This window comes from Streptomyces olivaceus, assembly GCF_000721235.1.
Lineage (GTDB): Bacteria > Actinomycetota > Actinomycetes > Streptomycetales > Streptomycetaceae > Streptomyces > Streptomyces olivaceus.
In genome coordinates this window covers 15,479-31,451 of sequence record NZ_JOFH01000008.1, presented here as the reverse complement: position 1 = coordinate 31,451, position 15,973 = coordinate 15,479, and the positions used below count along the sequence as shown (strand labels likewise).

Below are 15,973 nucleotides of genomic sequence, written 5' to 3'. Positions count from 1 at the left end.
GGTCGGGACTCTACGCGCGTTGAAGCGGCGTCACCCACTGTACTTTGCTCCGACTCCTGCCCTCCAGGGGCCTTTGTCCCTTGGAGGAAGCGACAAGGAGGGTGCCGACGGAGCCGATGACTGATACTGGGGGCGTTATGGAAATCGTCATCCTTGCTGTAGTCATCGCCGTGGTCGTGATCGGCGCGCTCGGCGGGCTGGTCGTGGGCTCCCGCCGCAAGAAGCAGCTGCCTCCGCCGCCCCCCGTCACGCCCGACATCACCGCCCCTCCGGCCGAGCCGCACGTCGGCGACGAGTCCGAGACCCCGCGTGACGAAACGCGCCGGACGATAGAGGAGGTCGACCTCCCGGACGGCGGCACCGCCACCGTCGAGGAACCGCCCGTCGTCGAAGAGCTCGAGATCCCGCAGATCGAGGTTCCCGAGCCCACCGCCGGCCGTCTGGTCCGGCTCCGTACCCGCCTCTCCCGCTCGCAGAACGCCCTCGGCAAGGGTCTGCTCACCCTGCTCTCCCGGGAGCACCTCGACGAGGACACCTGGGAGGAGATCGAGGACACCCTCCTCACCGCCGACGTCGGCGTGCAGCCCACCCAGGAACTGGTCGAGCGGCTGCGCGAGCGCGTCAAGGTGCTCGGCACCCGCACGCCCGAGGAGCTGCGCGCTCTGCTGCGCGACGAGCTGATCACCCTGGTCGGCCCCGACATGGACCGCGAGGTCAAGACCGAGCCCGCCACCGGCAAGCCCGGCATCGTGATGGTCGTCGGCGTCAACGGCACCGGCAAGACCACCACCACCGGCAAGCTCGCCCGCGTCCTGGTCGCCGACGGCCGCAGCGTCGTCCTCGGCGCGGCCGACACCTTCCGCGCCGCGGCCGCCGACCAGCTGCAGACGTGGGGCGAGCGGGTCGGCGCCCACACCGTGCGCGGGCCGGAGGCCGGCGACCCGGCCTCCGTGGCCTTCGACGCGGTCAAGGAGGGCAAGGAGATGGGCTCGGACGTCGTGCTCATCGACACCGCCGGCCGCCTGCACACCAAGACCGGTCTCATGGACGAGCTGGGCAAGGTGAAGCGCGTCGTGGAGAAGCACGCGCCGCTGGACGAGGTGCTGCTCGTGCTCGACGCCACCACCGGCCAGAACGGTCTGATCCAGGCCCGGGTCTTCGCCGAGGTCGTGAACATCACCGGCATCGTGCTCACCAAGCTGGACGGCACCGCCAAGGGCGGCATCGTGGTCGCCGTGCAGCGCGAACTGGGCGTGCCGGTCAAGCTGATCGGGCTCGGCGAGGGCGCGGACGACCTGGCGCCCTTCGAACCGGCGGCGTTCGTGGACGCCCTCATCGGCGAGTGAACCGCCGGGACGAGTGACCGCCGGCCCAGGCGAACGAAAGCGCCCGCTTCCCCGGATCCTGCCGGGGGACGGGCGCTTCGCCGTGTGCGGTAGCCGAAACCACTCCGCGGTGCCTGCTTCGCCCTCCCGACGCTCAGGCCAAGCCTTCCCGGCGGCTGCTGCGGTAGCCCAGTAGCCCAGTAACCCCGCGAAGCCGCTACGCCCGCGAACCCGCTACGCCCGCGAGCGGTGGGCCACGTAGGCCAGCGTCCCCAGCAGCAGCCGGGCCGCCGGGGGGTGGGTGGCCGAGTCGAGGGCCGGGGGCCGCAGCCAGCGCACCCGGCCCAGGCCGCCGCGGTCGGAGGGCGGGGCCGTGACGTGCGTACCGGGGCCGAGGCCGCGCAGGTCGAGGGCGGACGGGTCGTCCCAGCCCATGCGGTACAGCAGGCGGGGCAGCTCGGCGGCGGCGCCGGGGGCGACGAAGAAGTGGGCGCGGCCCTGCGGCGTCGCCGCGACCGGACCGAGCGGGAGGCCCATCCGCTCCAGGCGGGCCAGCGCCCGCAGCCCCGCGGGCTCCGCCACCTCGATGACGTCGAAGGACCGTCCGACCGGCAGCATCACCGAGGCGCCCGGGTGCTGGGCCCACGCCTCGCTCGCCTCGCCCAGGGTCGCCCCGGCCGGCACCCGCGGCGCGAAGTCCAGCGGATGCGCGCCCGGTGCGGGGCAGTCGGGGCGGCCGCAGGAGCAGGCGCCGGACGCCGCCCGGGCGCCCGGGACCACGTCCCAGCCCCACAGTGCGGTGAACTCGGCCACGGTGGTGCCCTCGCAGGCGCGGCCGCGGCGGCGCGCACCGGACCGGAGCTCGCGCATGCCCCGACTGCTGCCGATGCCGATCGTGAAGCCCATGCCCCCTCCAACGGATCCGATTCAACGGCGGTTACGCAGCGGACGTGAAACGTGACTCTGTGCTTCCAACTCCCCAGTCCTGCGCGGTTCAGACAGCGAGTCGAAGCACTCCGGGGTGGTGCGTCCGACCGCGCACGCCCCGGTGTGCACCGGTACACCGGTACTTGACCGGCCTATGTCAAGTGAATCGCGTACCGGTCGTCGCCAGTTCATTCGAAGGGGTGGCGAATGGTGGCGATTCTGCAATCACCATGGCTGGAAGAGTGATCGCGGGACTACTTTGTGTGCATGGAGCCGCGGGGCACATGCGCATCTGGGTATGCCCGAGGCAAATCGGTTTTCCGTTCGAAGGGTGGCAAGCGCCGGACGGAAGGCCTCAACCACCGGCATTCTGATAGGGCTTGGCGCACTCGGCGACAGGTGGTCTCAGGGATGGGGGCGTTCCAGTGAGCGGCAACGGCGGCGGAAGCGGTACGAGCGCGGGCAGCGCGTCGCACCCCGACAAGCGCCCGAACGAGCTGCTCACTTCGTGGTTCGCCCGCAGCGGCTGGTCCAAGGGCGAGCTGGCCCGCCAGGTCAACCGCAGGGCCCGCCAGCTGGGCGCCAACCACATCTCCACCGACACCTCCCGGGTGCGCCGCTGGCTCGACGGCGAGAACCCGCGCGAACCGATCCCGCGCATCCTGTCCGAGCTGTTCTCCGAGCGTTTCGGCGTCGTCGTCTCCGTCGAGGACCTGGGTCTGCGTTCCACCCGCCCCACGCCCTCCGCGACCGGGGTCGACCTCCCCTGGACGGGCCCGCAGACCGTGGCCCTGCTCAGCGAGTTCTCGCGCAGCGACCTCATGCTGGCGCGGCGCGGCTTCCTCGGGAGCTCGCTGGCCCTCTCCGCGGGCCCGTCCCTCATCGAACCGATGCAGCGCTGGCTCGTCCCCGCCCCCTCCGCCGGCCCGGCGTCCGCCCGCGAGACCGCGCCCGCCTCCCACTCCCACTCGCGCGGCCGGCTGTCCCGGCCCGAGCTGGAGCTGCTGGAGTCCACCGCGGTGATGTTCCGCCGCTGGGACGCCCAGTGCGGCGGCGGCCTGCGCCGCAAGGCCGTGGTCGGCCAGCTGCACGAGGTGACCGACCTGCTCCAGGAACCCCAGCCGGAGGCCACCCGCGCCAAGCTCTTCAAGGTCGCCGCCGAGCTGGCCGAGCTGGCCGGCTGGATGTCGTACGACGTGGGGCTCCAGCCCACCGCCCAGAAGTACTTCGTGCTCGCCCTGCACGCCGCCAAGGAAGCGGGGGACCGGCCGCTCGGCTCGTACGTCCTCTCCAGCATGAGCCGCCAGATGATCCACCTCGGCCGGCCCGACGACGCCCTGGAGCTGGTCCACCTCGCGCAGTACGGCAGCCGCGACTGCGCCGGCCCCCGCACCCAGTCGATGCTGTACGCGATGGAGGCCCGCGCCTACGCCAACATGGGGCAGCCCGGCCGCTGCAAGCGCGCCGTGCGCATGGCCGAGGACACCTTCGCCGATGCCGATGAGTGGGACGAGCCGGACCCCGACTGGATCCGCTTCTTCTCCGAGGCCGAGCTCCACGGCGAGAACAGCCACTCCTTCCGCGACCTCGCCTACGTCGCCGGCCGCAGCCCCACCTACGCCTCCCTCGCCGAGCCCCTGATGCGCAAGGCCGTCGAGCTGTTCGCCGAGGACGGGGAACACCAGCGCTCCTACGCGCTCAACCTCATCGGCATGGCCACCGTGCACCTGCTGCGCCGCGAACCCGAGGAGAGCACCGCCCTGGCCGTCGAGGCCATGGGCCTCGCCAGGAAAGTCCGCTCCGAACGCGTCAACACCCGCATCCGCAAGACCGTCGACACGGCCGTACGCGATTTCGGCGACCTCGGCGAGGTCGTCGACCTCACCGAGCGGCTCGCCGTCGAGCTGCCGGAGACCGCCGAAGCGGTCTGACACCCACCGACCCCGGCCGCGGCCGGCCCTCCCGAACTGCCCGACTCGGCTCCCCCATGCCAGGTCATCAGGAGGCCGCCGCGGCCGGTCCGCGTCCCGGTACGGGCCGCCCCGCCGCGACCACCACCGCGCGGGGCCGTGTCCGGCCGTTCACCCACGCGTAACACGCACGGCGCCTTCGTCACGGCGGCGAAACAACGCGGGGCGTCCGCGGAAACCGCGCTGCGCCAATGTCGTGGCGCATAACCGGCCCGCCCCTCAGTCCCGCCCAGGCTTCGCCCGCACGGGGCCGTACCAACGACGAGGAGACGCCGATGGCCCCAGCCATCACGCTCGCCGCAGAGACGGAGCTCTCTGCCGCCAACACAGGCTTCATGCTCATCTGCTCCGCGCTGGTGATGCTCATGACGCCCGCCCTGGCCTTCTTCTACGGAGGCATGGTCCGCGTCAAGAGCACCCTGAACATGCTGATGATGAGCTTCATCAGCCTCGGCATCGTCACCGTCCTGTGGGTGCTGTACGGCTTCTCCATGGCGTTCGGCACCGACGCCGGCGGCGTCGTCGGCTGGAACTCCGACTGGATCGGGCTCAGCGACATCGGCCTGACCGAGCTGTGGGACGGGACCACCATCCCGCTGTTCGTGTTCGTGGTCTTCCAGCTGATGTTCGCCGTCCTCACCCCGGCCCTGATCAGCGGTGCCCTCGCGGACCGCGTCAAGTTCACCGCCTGGGCGCTGTTCATCGCCCTGTGGGCCACCGTCGTCTACTTCCCCGTCGCCCACTGGGTCTGGGGCGCCGGCGGCTGGGCCTTCGAGCTGGGCGTCATCGACTTCGCCGGCGGTACGGCCGTGCACATCAACGCCGGTGCCGCGGCGCTCGGCGTGATCCTCGTCATCGGCAAGCGGGTCGGCTTCAAGAAGGACCCGATGCGCCCGCACAGCCTCCCGCTGGTCATGCTCGGCGCGGGCCTGCTCTGGTTCGGCTGGTTCGGCTTCAACGCCGGGTCCTGGCTCGGCAACGACGACGGCGTCGGCGCGCTGATGTTCGTCAACACCCAGGTCGCCACCGGCGCCGCCGTCCTCGGCTGGCTCGCCTACGAGAAGATCCGGCACGGCGCCTTCACCACCCTGGGCGCGGCCTCCGGCGCCGTCTCCGGCCTGGTCGCCATCACCCCGGCCGGCGGCGCCGTCTCCCCGCTCGGCGCCATCGCCGTCGGCGTCATCGCCGGCGTGGTCTGCGCCATGGCCGTCGGCCTGAAGTACCGCTTCGGCTACGACGACTCCCTCGACGTCGTCGGCGTCCACCTCGTCGGCGGCATCCTCGGCTCGCTGCTCATCGGCTTCTTCGCCAGCGGCAAGGGGCAGTCCGACGTTGAGGGCCTCTTCTACGGCGGCGGCCTCGACCAGTTCTGGAAGCAGTGCGCCGGAGTCTTCGGAGTGCTCGCGTACTCCCTGGTCGTCTCCGCCGTCCTCGCCTTCCTGCTGGACAAGACGATCGGCATGCGCGTGGCCGAGGACGTCGAGGTGTCCGGCATCGACCAGGCCGAGCACGCCGAGACCGCCTACGACTACAGCGGCGCCGGCGGCGGCGCCTCCCGGACGACCGCCGCACCGGCCGCCTCCGCGACGGCGCCGGCCGCGAGCAAGAAGGTGGACGCATGAAACTCATCACCGCCGTCGTAAAGCCCCACCGGCTCGACGAGATCAAGGAGGCCCTCCAGGCCTTCGGAGTCCACGGCCTGACCGTCACCGAGGCCAGCGGCTACGGCCGCCAGCGCGGCCACACCGAGGTCTACCGGGGCGCCGAGTACACCGTCGACCTGGTGCCCAAGATCCGCGTCGAGGTCCTGGTCGAGGACGACGACGCCGAGCAGCTGATCGAGGTCGTCGTGAAGGCGGCCCGCACCGGCAAGATCGGCGACGGCAAGGTCTGGTCGGTCCCCGTCGACACCGCCGTACGGGTGCGGACCGGCGAGCGCGGGCCGGACGCGCTCTGAGACGACGGCCTCCGGGAGCGACGCCGGGGAAACCCCGCGGCGGCGCCGAGGAGGCCGAGAGGCACGGGAACGGAACAGGAGTCGCCGGGTGACGAGTACGGAAGTGACGCACGAAGCAGAGGACTCGGGACCCGGCGGCTACGCGGCGGCCCGGCTGCGCCTCCTCACCGAGGGGGCGCGGTCCGGGCCGCCGCGCCGTGCCGCCCTCGCCGCGCTGACGGACGACTGGCTGGCCGGCCTCTTCGACGCGGGCGGCGCCGGGCGCGGCGGAGCCTCCCTCGTCGCCGTGGGCGGCTACGGGCGCGGCGAGCTGTCCCCGCGCAGCGACCTGGACCTGCTCCTGCTGCACGACGGGAGCGACGCCAAGGCCGTCGCCGCCCTCGCCGACCGCCTCTGGTACCCCGTCTGGGACCTCGGCCTCGACCTCGACCACTCCGTCCGCACCCCGGCACAGGCCCGCAGGACGGCCGGCGAGGACCTGAAGGTCCACCTCGGCCTCCTGGACGCCCGCCACCTCGCCGGCGACCGCGCACTCACCGCCTCCCTGCGCACCGCCGTCCTCGCCGACTGGCGCAACCAGGCCGCCGGACGCCTCCCCGAACTGCGCGACCTGTGCGCCGAACGGGCCGAGCGCCAGGGCGAGCTGCGTTTCCTGCTCGAACCCGACCTCAAGGAGGCCCGGGGCGGCCTGCGCGACGCCACCGCCCTGCGCGCCGTCGCCGCCTCCTGGCTGGCCGACGCCCCGCGCGACGGCCTCGCCGACGCCCGGCGCCGACTGCTCGACGTCCGCGACGCGCTCCACCTGGCGACGGGCCGGGCCACCGACCGGCTCGCGCTGCAGGAGCAGGACCAGGTGGCCGCCGAACTGGGCCTGCTGGACGCCGACGCGCTGCTGCGGCAGGTCTACGAGGCCGCCCGCGTCATCTCCTACGCGGGCGACGTCACCTGGCGCGAGGTCGGGCGCGTCCTGCGCGCACGCTCCGTACGGCCGCGACTGCGCGCCATGATGAACGGCGGGAAACGCGTCGTCGAGCGCACCCCGCTCGCCGAGGGCGTCGTCGAGCAGGACGGCGAGGCGGTCCTCGCCCGCACCGCGCGCCCCGAACGCGACCCCGTCCTGCCCCTGCGGGCCGCGGCCGCCGCCGCACAGGCCGGACTCCCGCTCTCCCTGCACGCCGTACGGCACCTGTCGGCCACCGCGCGCCCCCTGCCCACCCCCTGGCCCGCCGAGGCGCGGGAGCAGCTGGTGACCCTCCTCGGCGCGGGCCGGCCCACGGTGCAGGTCTGGGAGGCGCTGGAGGCCGAGGGCCTGGTCACCCGGCTCCTGCCCGACTGGGAGCGGGTCCGCTGCCGCCCGCAGCGCAACGCCGTGCACCTGTGGACCGTCGACCGGCACCTGATCGAGACCGCCGTCCGCGCCGCGGGCCTCACCCGCCGCGTGCACCGCCCCGACCTGCTCCTGGTCGCCGCGCTGCTGCACGACATCGGCAAGGGCTGGCCCGGCGACCACTCGGTGGCCGGCGAGACCATCGCCCGGGACGTGGCCGCCCGGATCGGCTTCGCCCCCGCGGACGTCGCCGTCCTCGCCACCCTCGTACGCCATCACCTGCTGCTCGTCGAGACCGCCACCCGGCGCGACCTCGACGACCCGGCCACCGTGCGCGCGGTCGCCGACGCGGTCGGCTCCGAGCACACCCTGGAACTGCTGCACGCCCTGACCGAGGCGGACGCGCTGGCCACCGGGCCGGCCGCCTGGTCGTCCTGGCGCGGCTCCCTCGTCGCCGACCTGGTGAAACGCGTCGCGGCGGTGCTGGCGGGAGACGAGCCGGAGGAACCCGCGGCCGCCGCGCCCACCGCCGAGCAGGAGCGGCTCGCCGTCGAGGCCTTCCGCACGGGCGGGCCGGTCCTGGCGCTGCGGGCCCGGACCGAACCGGCGGCCGAGCCCCCGGGTGCGGCCGGTCCCGAGCCGCTCGGCGTGGAGCTGCTGATCGCCGTACCCGACCAGGAGGGTGTGCTCCCCGCGGTCGCCGGGGTCCTGGCGACGCACCGGCTGACCGTCCGCACCGCCGAGCTGCGGTCCCTGCCGCTGCCGGACGGCGTCGAGGGTTCCGTCCTGCTCCTGGACTGGCGGGTCGCCGCCGAGTACGGCTCCCTTCCGCAGGCCGCCCGGCTGCGGGCCGACCTGGTCAGGGCCCTGGACGGCACCCTGGACATCGCCGCCCGGCTCGCCGAGCGGGACGCCGCGCACCCCCGGCGCCGGGGAGTGGCACCACCCCCGCCACGCGTGCGCGTCGCCCCGGCCGCCTCCCGGCTGGCCACGGTGATCGAGGTCCGCGCCCAGGACGCGCCGGGGCTGCTGTTCCGCATCGGACGGGCGCTGGAGGCTTCCGGGGTGCGGGTGCGCAGCGCGCACGTCAGCACGCTGGGGGCGAACGCGGTGGACGCGTTCTACGTGACCCAGGAGGCGAGGGCACCGCTGCCGGACGACAAGGCGGCGGCCGTGGCCCGGGAGCTGGAGGAGTCACTGCGGGGGTGACCTCGCGGGGTCTGTCGGGCCCTGCCCGTCCTTTGCGGCGGGCAGGGACGATTTGCTTGCCGGGCCCGATACCCTGGAGGGCGACCCACCCGACGCCGACGCGAGGACCTACGCCGCCGTGTTCGATACCCTCTCCGACCGCCTCAGCGCGACTTTCAAGAACCTCCGCGGCAAGGGCCGGTTGTCCGAGGCGGACATCGACGCCACGGCCCGCGAGATCCGCATCGCGCTGCTCGAAGCCGACGTGGCCCTGCCTGTCGTCCGCGCCTTCATCAAGAAGGTCAAGGAACGCTCCATGGGCGCCGAGGTCTCCAAGGCGCTCAACCCGGCCCAGCAGGTCCTCAAAGTCGTCAACGAGGAACTGGTCGGCATCCTCGGCGGCGAGACCCGCCGCCTGCGCTTCGCCAAGCAGCCGCCGACCGTGATCATGCTGGCCGGTCTCCAGGGTGCGGGCAAGACCACGCTCGCGGGCAAGCTGGGCCGCTGGCTCAAGGAGCAGGGCCACTCGCCGCTCCTGGTGGCCTGCGACCTCCAGCGCCCCAACGCCGTCAACCAGCTCAGCGTCGTCGCCGAGCGCGCCGGCGTCGCGGTCTACGCGCCCGAGCCGGGCAACGGCGTCGGCGACCCGGTCAAGGTCGCCAAGGACTCCATCGAGTTCGCCAGGACCAAGGTCCACGACCTGGTCATCGTCGACACCGCCGGCCGCCTGGGCATCGACCAGGAGCTGATGCAGCAGGCCGCGGACATCCGCGACGCCGTCAGCCCCGACGAGGTCCTCTTCGTCGTCGACGCGATGATCGGCCAGGACGCGGTCAACACCGCGGAGGCCTTCCGCGACGGCGTCGGCTTCGACGGCGTGGTGCTGTCCAAGCTCGACGGCGACGCCCGCGGCGGTGCGGCCCTGTCGATCGCCTCGGTGACCGGCAAGCCCATCATGTTCGCGTCGAACGGCGAGAAGCTCGAGGACTTCGACGCCTTCCACCCGGACCGGATGGCCTCCCGCATCCTCGACATGGGTGACCTGCTCACCCTGATCGAGCAGGCGGAGAAGACGTTCAGCCAGGAAGAGGCCGAGAAAATGGCCTCCAAGCTGGCGTCCAAGAAGGGCCAGGACTTCACCCTGGACGACTTCCTGGCCCAGATGGAGCAGGTCAGGAAGATGGGCAGCATCTCCAAGCTGCTCGGCATGCTGCCCGGCATGGGGCAGATGAAGGACCAGATCAACAACCTCGACGAGCGCGACGTCGACCGCACGGCCGCCATCATCAAGTCGATGACCCCGGGGGAGCGCCAGGAGCCCACGATCATCAACGGCTCGCGCCGCGCCCGGATCGCCAAGGGCTCCGGTGTCGACGTCAGCGCGGTGAAGAACCTGATCGAGCGGTTCTTCGAGGCTCGCAAGATGATGTCCCGCATGGCCCAGGGCGGCGGCATGCCCGGGATGCCGGGGATGCCGGGCATGGGCGGCGGGCCCGGCCGGCAGAAGAAGCAGCAGAAGAAGGCCAAGGGCAAGCAGCGTTCCGGCAACCCGATGAAGCGCAAGCAGCAGGAGCAGGAGGAGGCCGCCCGCCGGGCCGCCGCCGCGCAGGGCGGAGGCGCCCTCGGTCTGCCGCAGCAGGGCGGTCAGGACTTCGAACTGCCGGAGGAGTTCAAGAAGTTCATGGGCTGACGGCCCGCTCCGTACAGCCGCGACGGCCGGATACCCGCACGGCTGTACGGAGGGTGACTCCGCTGCTGGTCGTCCTGCTCAGCGACTACTTCTGGGCGAACTTCCAGATGTAAGGGTCGCCGTCCTCCTCCGACCAGTGGACCTCCACGCTCGACGCGCCGGAGGGGATCACGTAGGTCTCGCAGAAGACGTGGCTCTCGCCCTGCTTCCAGCTCTCGACGTCGTAGGGGTCCTCGCAGCCCGCCGCGTCCTCGGAGGCGCCGATGAGGACGCCGCCGCGCTGCCCGTCGGCGAAGACCGTCGCGCCGTCGTGCACGTCGGAGTTCTCGGTCAGGGCCGGTCCGCTCTTGTGCGTGTACTTGAGGTACGCGGTGGCCAGCACCTTGCCCTTGGCGTCCGCGGCGTCGGCCACCGTCTTCGCGGCCTCCGCCTCGGTGCCGACGTCGACCTTCTGCGCCACGACGTCGAAGGTGACCTCGCCGGGGTCCTCCGCGACCTTGCCGGTCGCGCTCTCGCCCTCGGCCAGCTCACCGCCCGAGGCGGCCTCGGAGGGCGACGGCGACGCCTCGGCGGTGGCCGGGCTCTTGGCGTCGGCGCCGGTGTCGCTCTCGTCGTCCCCGCCGTCGCAGGCGGTGAGGGCCAGGGCGAGGACGGCGACGGGCGCGGCGAGGCGCAGTGCGGTCTTGTGGTGCGGCACTACAGGCTCCTGATATGCAGATGTGGGTTTCCCCCGAACGGTGGATCACCCTAGAGGGGCATGATCCACCAGGGGAAACGGAATATGCTCCGGACCCGCTTCTTCACATCGTTCACATCTGCGTCGGAGCGATCACTCAGGGAATCCGGGCGATGAGGTAGCGGAACACGTTCGGCATCCACACGGTGCCGTCCGGTCGCCGGTACGGATGAAGGGCCTCCGCCAGTTCCTTGTCGACCTGCTCCTGCCCGGCGGCCGCGATCGCCGCGTCGAACAGTCCCGTCGACAGCAGTCCGCGCGCCGCGCTGCGGGCGTCCGCGTAGCCGAAGGGGCAGGCCACCCGTCCCGAGCCGTCGGGCCGGAGCCGGGTCCGCCGGGCGACCTCCTCCAGGTCGTCGCGCAGGGCGGGACGCCAGCTGCCTGCGCTGCGCAGCGGGTCCGCGAGCCGGGTCGCCACCCGCAGCACCGACGTCGTGGCACACCGCTCGGGCGGGCCCCAGCCGGCGAGCACCACGGCCGCTCCCCGGGCGGCGAGCGGCGCCGCCCCGTCGAGCAGTGCGCCCAGGCCGTCCGAGTCGCCCGCGAGGCATCCGATGGGTTCGAAGGCGGTCACCAGGGTGAAGGCCGGTGCCGACGGGTCCATGGCGTCCCCGGGCGAGCCCTCGACGATCCGTGCGGTGCCGCCCCGCGTGCCGGTGCCCCGCGCGCCGTGCGGTCGCGGGCCCTCCGGGATCCCGGGCGTGCCGGGAGGGACCTCGGGCGTGCCGGGAGCTCCGGGTGTCCGGGACGGCAGTCGTCGCCGGGCGAGGGTCAGGAGTTCCGGTGAGCGGGAGTCCACGCCGGTCACCGTGGCGCCGCGCGCGGCGGCCATCAGCAGGGCCAGGCCGGAACCGCACTCCAGGCCCAGCATCCGGGTGCCGTCGCCCAGGTCGAGGCGCTCGTAGACGGCCTCGTAGAGCGGTACGAGCATCCGTTCCTGGATCTCGGACCAGTCACGCGCGCGTGCCCGCAGGTCCACGTGGGGGGCCGCCCCCGCGTGAGGTGTGTGCTGCCGCACGAGCGTAGGTGTCATAGGAAGCGCCCCAATCGCCGAGTTCTGCCGCCGTGCCCGATTCCATGGCCCCCGTGCAGTGCGCTCGCACTCCCCCCGTATGCCAGGAAACTCCGGGCTCGCCGTGGCGTCCAGTGGTAGAGGGAGCCGGTTTGTCCGACCTCCCCGTCCGTGGCGAGATTTCACCTGCCGGTAACGCGGCCCGACCGCCGGGCACCCCGGTCGCACCCTTGCGCGTCCCGGGCCGGTTGGCCTGATGGTGCCGTCGGCGACGACTGCGCATGGCCGCCCGGCCGGCGGAACGGTTCCGGCCAAGGGCGGCGTGCCCGGTCGGCCACCGCGCGGAGGGCCGACACGGCGGGCGGCAGGGTGGTGCCGCACGCCGGGGGTCCACCGGGTAACGTCGCGTCAGCCGGCACGTCCGGCCGGGCGGCCGGCCTCCCGCGCGACCGCGGCCGAAACGCCCCTTGCGCGCCCCCGCGTCCCGCTTGCCCCGGCGCGTGGACACCCAGTGCACGCCGGGGCGTACGTCAGGCTACGCACCAGCTTGGTACGAGCTGTGAGGCTTCTCCGCAGATCAGCGCACCCGCCCTCGTCGGGACGCATCAGGGGCAACTGACTGGTACGTGCAAATTATTTGGGATGCCCCGGAATAGGAACACAGGGGTACTCCGGCTCGTTGTCATTACGTGAGCACGACACCACCTGTTCTCGCCGCAGAGCTGGCGCAGGCGTGGGCCGACATTCAGCGGCACCACACCGAGCTGCCCGATCTTGCCGCGCCCGAGTCCCTGATCGGAGAGTCGTCGTCCGCCTGCGGGCACGAGCTCTCCTTCGAACGACTGCTCCATGAGGCAGTCCACGGCATCGCCGCCGCGCGCGGAGTACGCGACACCTCCCGCGCGGGGCGCTATCACAACCGTCGGTTCCTCGCGATCGCCGAGGAGTTGGGCCTCGACCACCCCGAGGAGCCGCATCCCAGCAGCGGCTTCTCGCTGGTCGCCCTCACCCCCGAGGCGAAGCGCCGGTACCGCCCGACGATCGAACACCTCCAGCGCGCGCTGAAGGCCCACACCGCCGCCACCGCGACCGACTCGGCCCGCAGCTTCCGCGGCCCGGCCGCCCGGCACGGCTCCTCCGGAGGAGGGGTGCGCGTGAAGGCCGTCTGCGACTGCGGGCGCAACGTGCGGGTCGTTCCGTCGGTGCTGGCCCAGGCCCCGATCATGTGCGGCGGCTGCGGCAAGCCGTTCCGGATCCCGGAGGTGGTCGGCGCCGGGATGAGCTGACGGCCCGGCTGCTCGTGGCAGCCTGACCAGTACCGGACCACAGCACCGCACCAGCACCGGGCCCCGTCGTCGAGGCTCCGCCGTCCGCCCCGAGGGCGGGCCCGGTGCCCTCGGTCATTCGGCCCCGACCGCGTGTGGCACAATGGCCAGCTGTACTCGACAGTCGCACAGGACCCCTCTCTCCTCCGGCTGACGCGTCCATCGGGCACTCGGGTACCGCAACCCCACGCGGCTCTCTCGCCGTGCCCAATCACGTCAAAACCAGGAGAACCCACTCCCGTGGCAGTCAAGATCAAGCTGAAGCGTCTGGGCAAGATCCGTTCGCCTCACTACCGCATCGTCGTCGCCGACTCCCGTACCCGCCGTGACGGCCGGGCCATCGAGGAGATCGGCAAGTACCACCCGACGTACAACCCGTCGGTGATGGAGGTCGACGCGGACCGTGTCGCGTACTGGCTCCGGGTCGGCGCCCAGCCGACCGAGCCCGTGCTCGCCATCCTGAAGAAGACCGGCGACTGGCAGAAGTTCAAGGGCGAGCCCGCCCCGGCTCCGCTGCTGCAGCCGGCCGAGAAGGCGGCCCGCCCGTCCTTCGACGCCGTCGGCGGCGAGGACGAGGGCAAGGGTGAGGCGATCACCCAGAAGAAGAAGGCCGACAAGAAGGACGAGGCCGCCGCTGAGTCCTCTTCGTCCGAGGCCTGAGCATGCTCGAGGAGGCTCTCGAGCACCTCGTGAAGGGCATCGTCGACAACCCTGACGATGTGCAGGTCGCCTCGCGCGACCTGCGTCGCGGGCGTGTGCTCGAGGTCCGGGTCCACCCCGACGACCTCGGCAAGGTGATCGGCCGCAACGGCCGCACCGCACGCGCTCTGCGTACCGTCGTGGGCGCCATCGGCGGCCGTGGTGTCCGCGTCGACCTCGTCGACGTGGACCACGTCCGCTGACGCCAAACGCAGCACCGGCGCGGGCCGGGGAGGGCCATGGGCCGTCCCCGGCCCGCCGTCGTAAGAGGCCCTCTCCCACAGGAGGCCCTCGTCGCAGTTCCGACAGGAGAACCACCACAGTGCAGCTCGTAGTCGCCCGCATCGGCCGCGCCCACGGCATCAAGGGCGAGGTCACCGTCGAGGTCCGCACCGACGAGCCGGAGCTGCGGCTCGGACCCGGCGCCGTCCTGGCCACCGACCCCGCCTCCGCCGGGCCGCTCACCATCGAGACGGGCCGGGTGCACAGCGGCCGCCTCCTGCTGCGCTTCGCGGGCGTCCGCGACCGCACCGGCGCCGAGGCGCTGCGCAACACCCTCCTCATCGCCGACGTCGACCCGGACGAGCAGCCCGAGGACGAGGACGAGTACTACGACCACCAGCTCATCGACCTCGACGTGGTGACCGCCGACGGCGAGGAGGTCGGCCGGATCACCGAGATCGCCCACCTGCCCACCCAGGACCTCTTCGTGGTGGAGCGCCCCGACGGCAGCGAGGTCTACGTGCCGTTCGTCGCCGAGATCGTCACCGCGATCGACCTGGACGAGCAGCGCGCGGTGATCGACCCGCCGCCCGGTCTGATCGACGACCGCGCGGCCGGCGACGAAGCCGCCGACGGACGCGACGCCGACGGACGCGACGCCTCCGTGCGGGACGCCGAGGCGGGCGGGACCTCCGGGGGTGAGGCGTGATGCGGCTCGACGTCGTCACGATCTTCCCCGAGTACCTGGAACCGCTGAACGTCTCCCTCGTCGGCAAGGCACGCGCGCGCGGGCAGCTCGACGTCCAGGTGCACGATCTGCGCGGCTGGACGTACGACCGCCACAACACGGTCGACGACACCCCCTACGGCGGCGGCCCCGGCATGGTCATGAAGACCGAGCCGTGGGGCGACGCGCTGGACTCCGTCCTGGCCGACGGCTACGAGAGCGGCTCCGGCGCACCCGCCCTGGTCGTGCCCACGCCCAGCGGACGGCCCTTCAGCCAGGAACTCGCCCTCCACCTCTCCGAGCGGCCCTGGCTGATCTTCACCCCCGCGCGCTACGAGGGCATCGACCGCCGCGTCGTCGACGAGTACGCGACCCGGATGCCCGTGTACGAGGTGTCCATCGGCGACTACGTCCTCGCCGGCGGCGAGGCGGCCGTCCTGGTCGTCACCGAGGCCGTCGCCCGGCTGCTGCCCGGCGTCCTCGGCAACGCCGAGTCCCACCGGGACGACTCCTTCGCCCCCGGCGCGATGGCCGGCCTGCTGGAGGGCCCCGTCCACACCAAGCCGCCGCAGTGGCGCGGGCGCGGCATCCCGGACGTACTCCTCAGCGGCCACCACGGAAAGATCGCCCGCTGGCGCCGGGACGAGGCGCTGCGGCGGACCACGGCCAACCGCCCCGACCTGATCGAGCGGAGCGCCCCCGGGGCCTTCGACAAGAAGGACCGCGAGATGCTCTCCATCCTGGGCTGGCAGCCCGACCCGGACGGGGAGCCGTACGGCCGATTTTGGCGCAGGACCCCCGGCGTGGAAGAATAAGCGGCTGTTGTGCGTCCGTCCGGAGCGCGCCCCTGCCGCAGGGGGAGACGACG

At 72.7% G+C, this 15,973-nt stretch carries 14 protein-coding genes; 11 read left to right on the top strand and 3 right to left on the bottom strand.

The genetic code is table 11. The features are described 5' to 3' along the window. The first annotated feature begins 137 nt into the window (after positions 1 to 137). Entirely contained in the window at positions 138 to 1,346 is a 1,209-nt protein-coding gene (gene ftsY / locus IG94_RS0111090) for a signal recognition particle-docking protein FtsY (RefSeq protein WP_031034093.1), read from the top strand. Positions 1,347 to 1,559: 213 nt separating this feature from the next. Here the strand turns inward: ftsY and IG94_RS0111085 are convergent, their stop codons facing one another. Further along, the gene (locus IG94_RS0111085; RefSeq protein WP_031034090.1) at positions 1,560 to 2,231 is read right to left on the bottom strand and encodes a bifunctional DNA primase/polymerase; all 672 of its coding nucleotides are present in this window, start codon (positions 2,229 to 2,231) and stop codon (positions 1,560 to 1,562) included. A gap of 446 nt (positions 2,232 to 2,677) precedes the next feature. Here IG94_RS0111085 and nsdA point away from each other — a divergent pair, with 446 nt between their 5' ends. From nsdA to ffh, 5 genes are all read left to right on the top strand, one after another. After that, positions 2,678 to 4,183 (top strand): transcriptional repressor NsdA, encoded by a 1,506-nt coding sequence (nsdA, locus tag IG94_RS0111080; protein WP_031034081.1) that lies wholly within the window; start codon positions 2,678 to 2,680, stop codon positions 4,181 to 4,183. Between the two features lie 314 nt (positions 4,184 to 4,497). Continuing rightward, positions 4,498 to 5,844, top strand: a complete 1,347-nt coding sequence (locus IG94_RS0111075) for an ammonium transporter (RefSeq protein ID WP_031034079.1) — start codon at positions 4,498 to 4,500, stop codon at positions 5,842 to 5,844. Next, positions 5,841 to 6,179 (top strand): P-II family nitrogen regulator, encoded by a 339-nt coding sequence (locus IG94_RS0111070; protein ID WP_031034076.1) that lies wholly within the window; start codon positions 5,841 to 5,843, stop codon positions 6,177 to 6,179. The genes IG94_RS0111075 and IG94_RS0111070 overlap by 4 nt, the downstream gene beginning before the upstream one ends. 88 nt (positions 6,180 to 6,267) lie before the next feature. After that, a complete protein-coding gene (locus IG94_RS0111065; RefSeq protein WP_031034073.1) occupies positions 6,268 to 8,715 on the top strand; it encodes a [protein-PII] uridylyltransferase in 2,448 nt (815 codons plus the stop codon). A 118-nt stretch (positions 8,716 to 8,833) separates the two neighbouring features. Next, a complete protein-coding gene (gene ffh / locus IG94_RS0111060) occupies positions 8,834 to 10,384 on the top strand; it encodes a signal recognition particle protein (protein WP_031034071.1) in 1,551 nt (516 codons plus the stop codon). An 85-nt stretch (positions 10,385 to 10,469) separates the two neighbouring features. Here ffh and IG94_RS0111055 read toward each other — a convergent pair whose 3' ends face one another. Next, positions 10,470 to 11,081: a hypothetical protein gene (locus tag IG94_RS0111055; RefSeq protein WP_031034069.1), complete on the bottom strand. Its 612-nt coding sequence runs from the start codon at positions 11,079 to 11,081 to the stop codon at positions 10,470 to 10,472. Positions 11,082 to 11,217: 136 nt separating this feature from the next. After that, entirely contained in the window at positions 11,218 to 12,153 is a 936-nt protein-coding gene (locus tag IG94_RS0111050; RefSeq protein WP_078892259.1) for a class I SAM-dependent methyltransferase, read from the bottom strand. Positions 12,154 to 12,821: 668 nt separating this feature from the next. On the opposite strand from IG94_RS0111050, the gene IG94_RS0111045 reads away from it, so the two are divergent. The 5 genes from IG94_RS0111045 to trmD all read left to right on the top strand — a co-directional run bounded on the left by IG94_RS0111045 (position 12,822) and on the right by trmD (position 15,920). Next, on the top strand, positions 12,822 to 13,418 hold the full coding sequence (locus IG94_RS0111045) for a hypothetical protein (RefSeq protein WP_031034065.1): 597 nt from the start codon (positions 12,822 to 12,824) through the stop codon (positions 13,416 to 13,418). A 279-nt stretch (positions 13,419 to 13,697) separates the two neighbouring features. Then, positions 13,698 to 14,117 carry a 30S ribosomal protein S16 gene (gene rpsP, locus IG94_RS0111040; protein WP_031034062.1) on the top strand — a complete coding sequence of 140 codons (420 nt, stop codon included), beginning with the start codon at positions 13,698 to 13,700 and terminating at the stop codon, positions 14,115 to 14,117. A gap of 2 nt (positions 14,118 to 14,119) precedes the next feature. Then, positions 14,120 to 14,359, top strand: coding sequence for an RNA-binding protein (locus IG94_RS0111035; protein WP_005479813.1), 240 nt, complete (start codon positions 14,120 to 14,122; stop codon positions 14,357 to 14,359). 119 nt (positions 14,360 to 14,478) lie between these two features. Further along, positions 14,479 to 15,087 (top strand): ribosome maturation factor RimM, encoded by a 609-nt coding sequence (rimM, locus tag IG94_RS0111030; RefSeq protein ID WP_052410631.1) that lies wholly within the window; start codon positions 14,479 to 14,481, stop codon positions 15,085 to 15,087. Then, positions 15,087 to 15,920, top strand: a complete 834-nt coding sequence (trmD, locus tag IG94_RS0111025) for a tRNA (guanosine(37)-N1)-methyltransferase TrmD (protein ID WP_031034055.1) — start codon at positions 15,087 to 15,089, stop codon at positions 15,918 to 15,920. Before rimM ends, trmD begins: the two co-directional genes overlap by 1 nt. Positions 15,921 to 15,973: the final 53 nt, after the last annotated feature.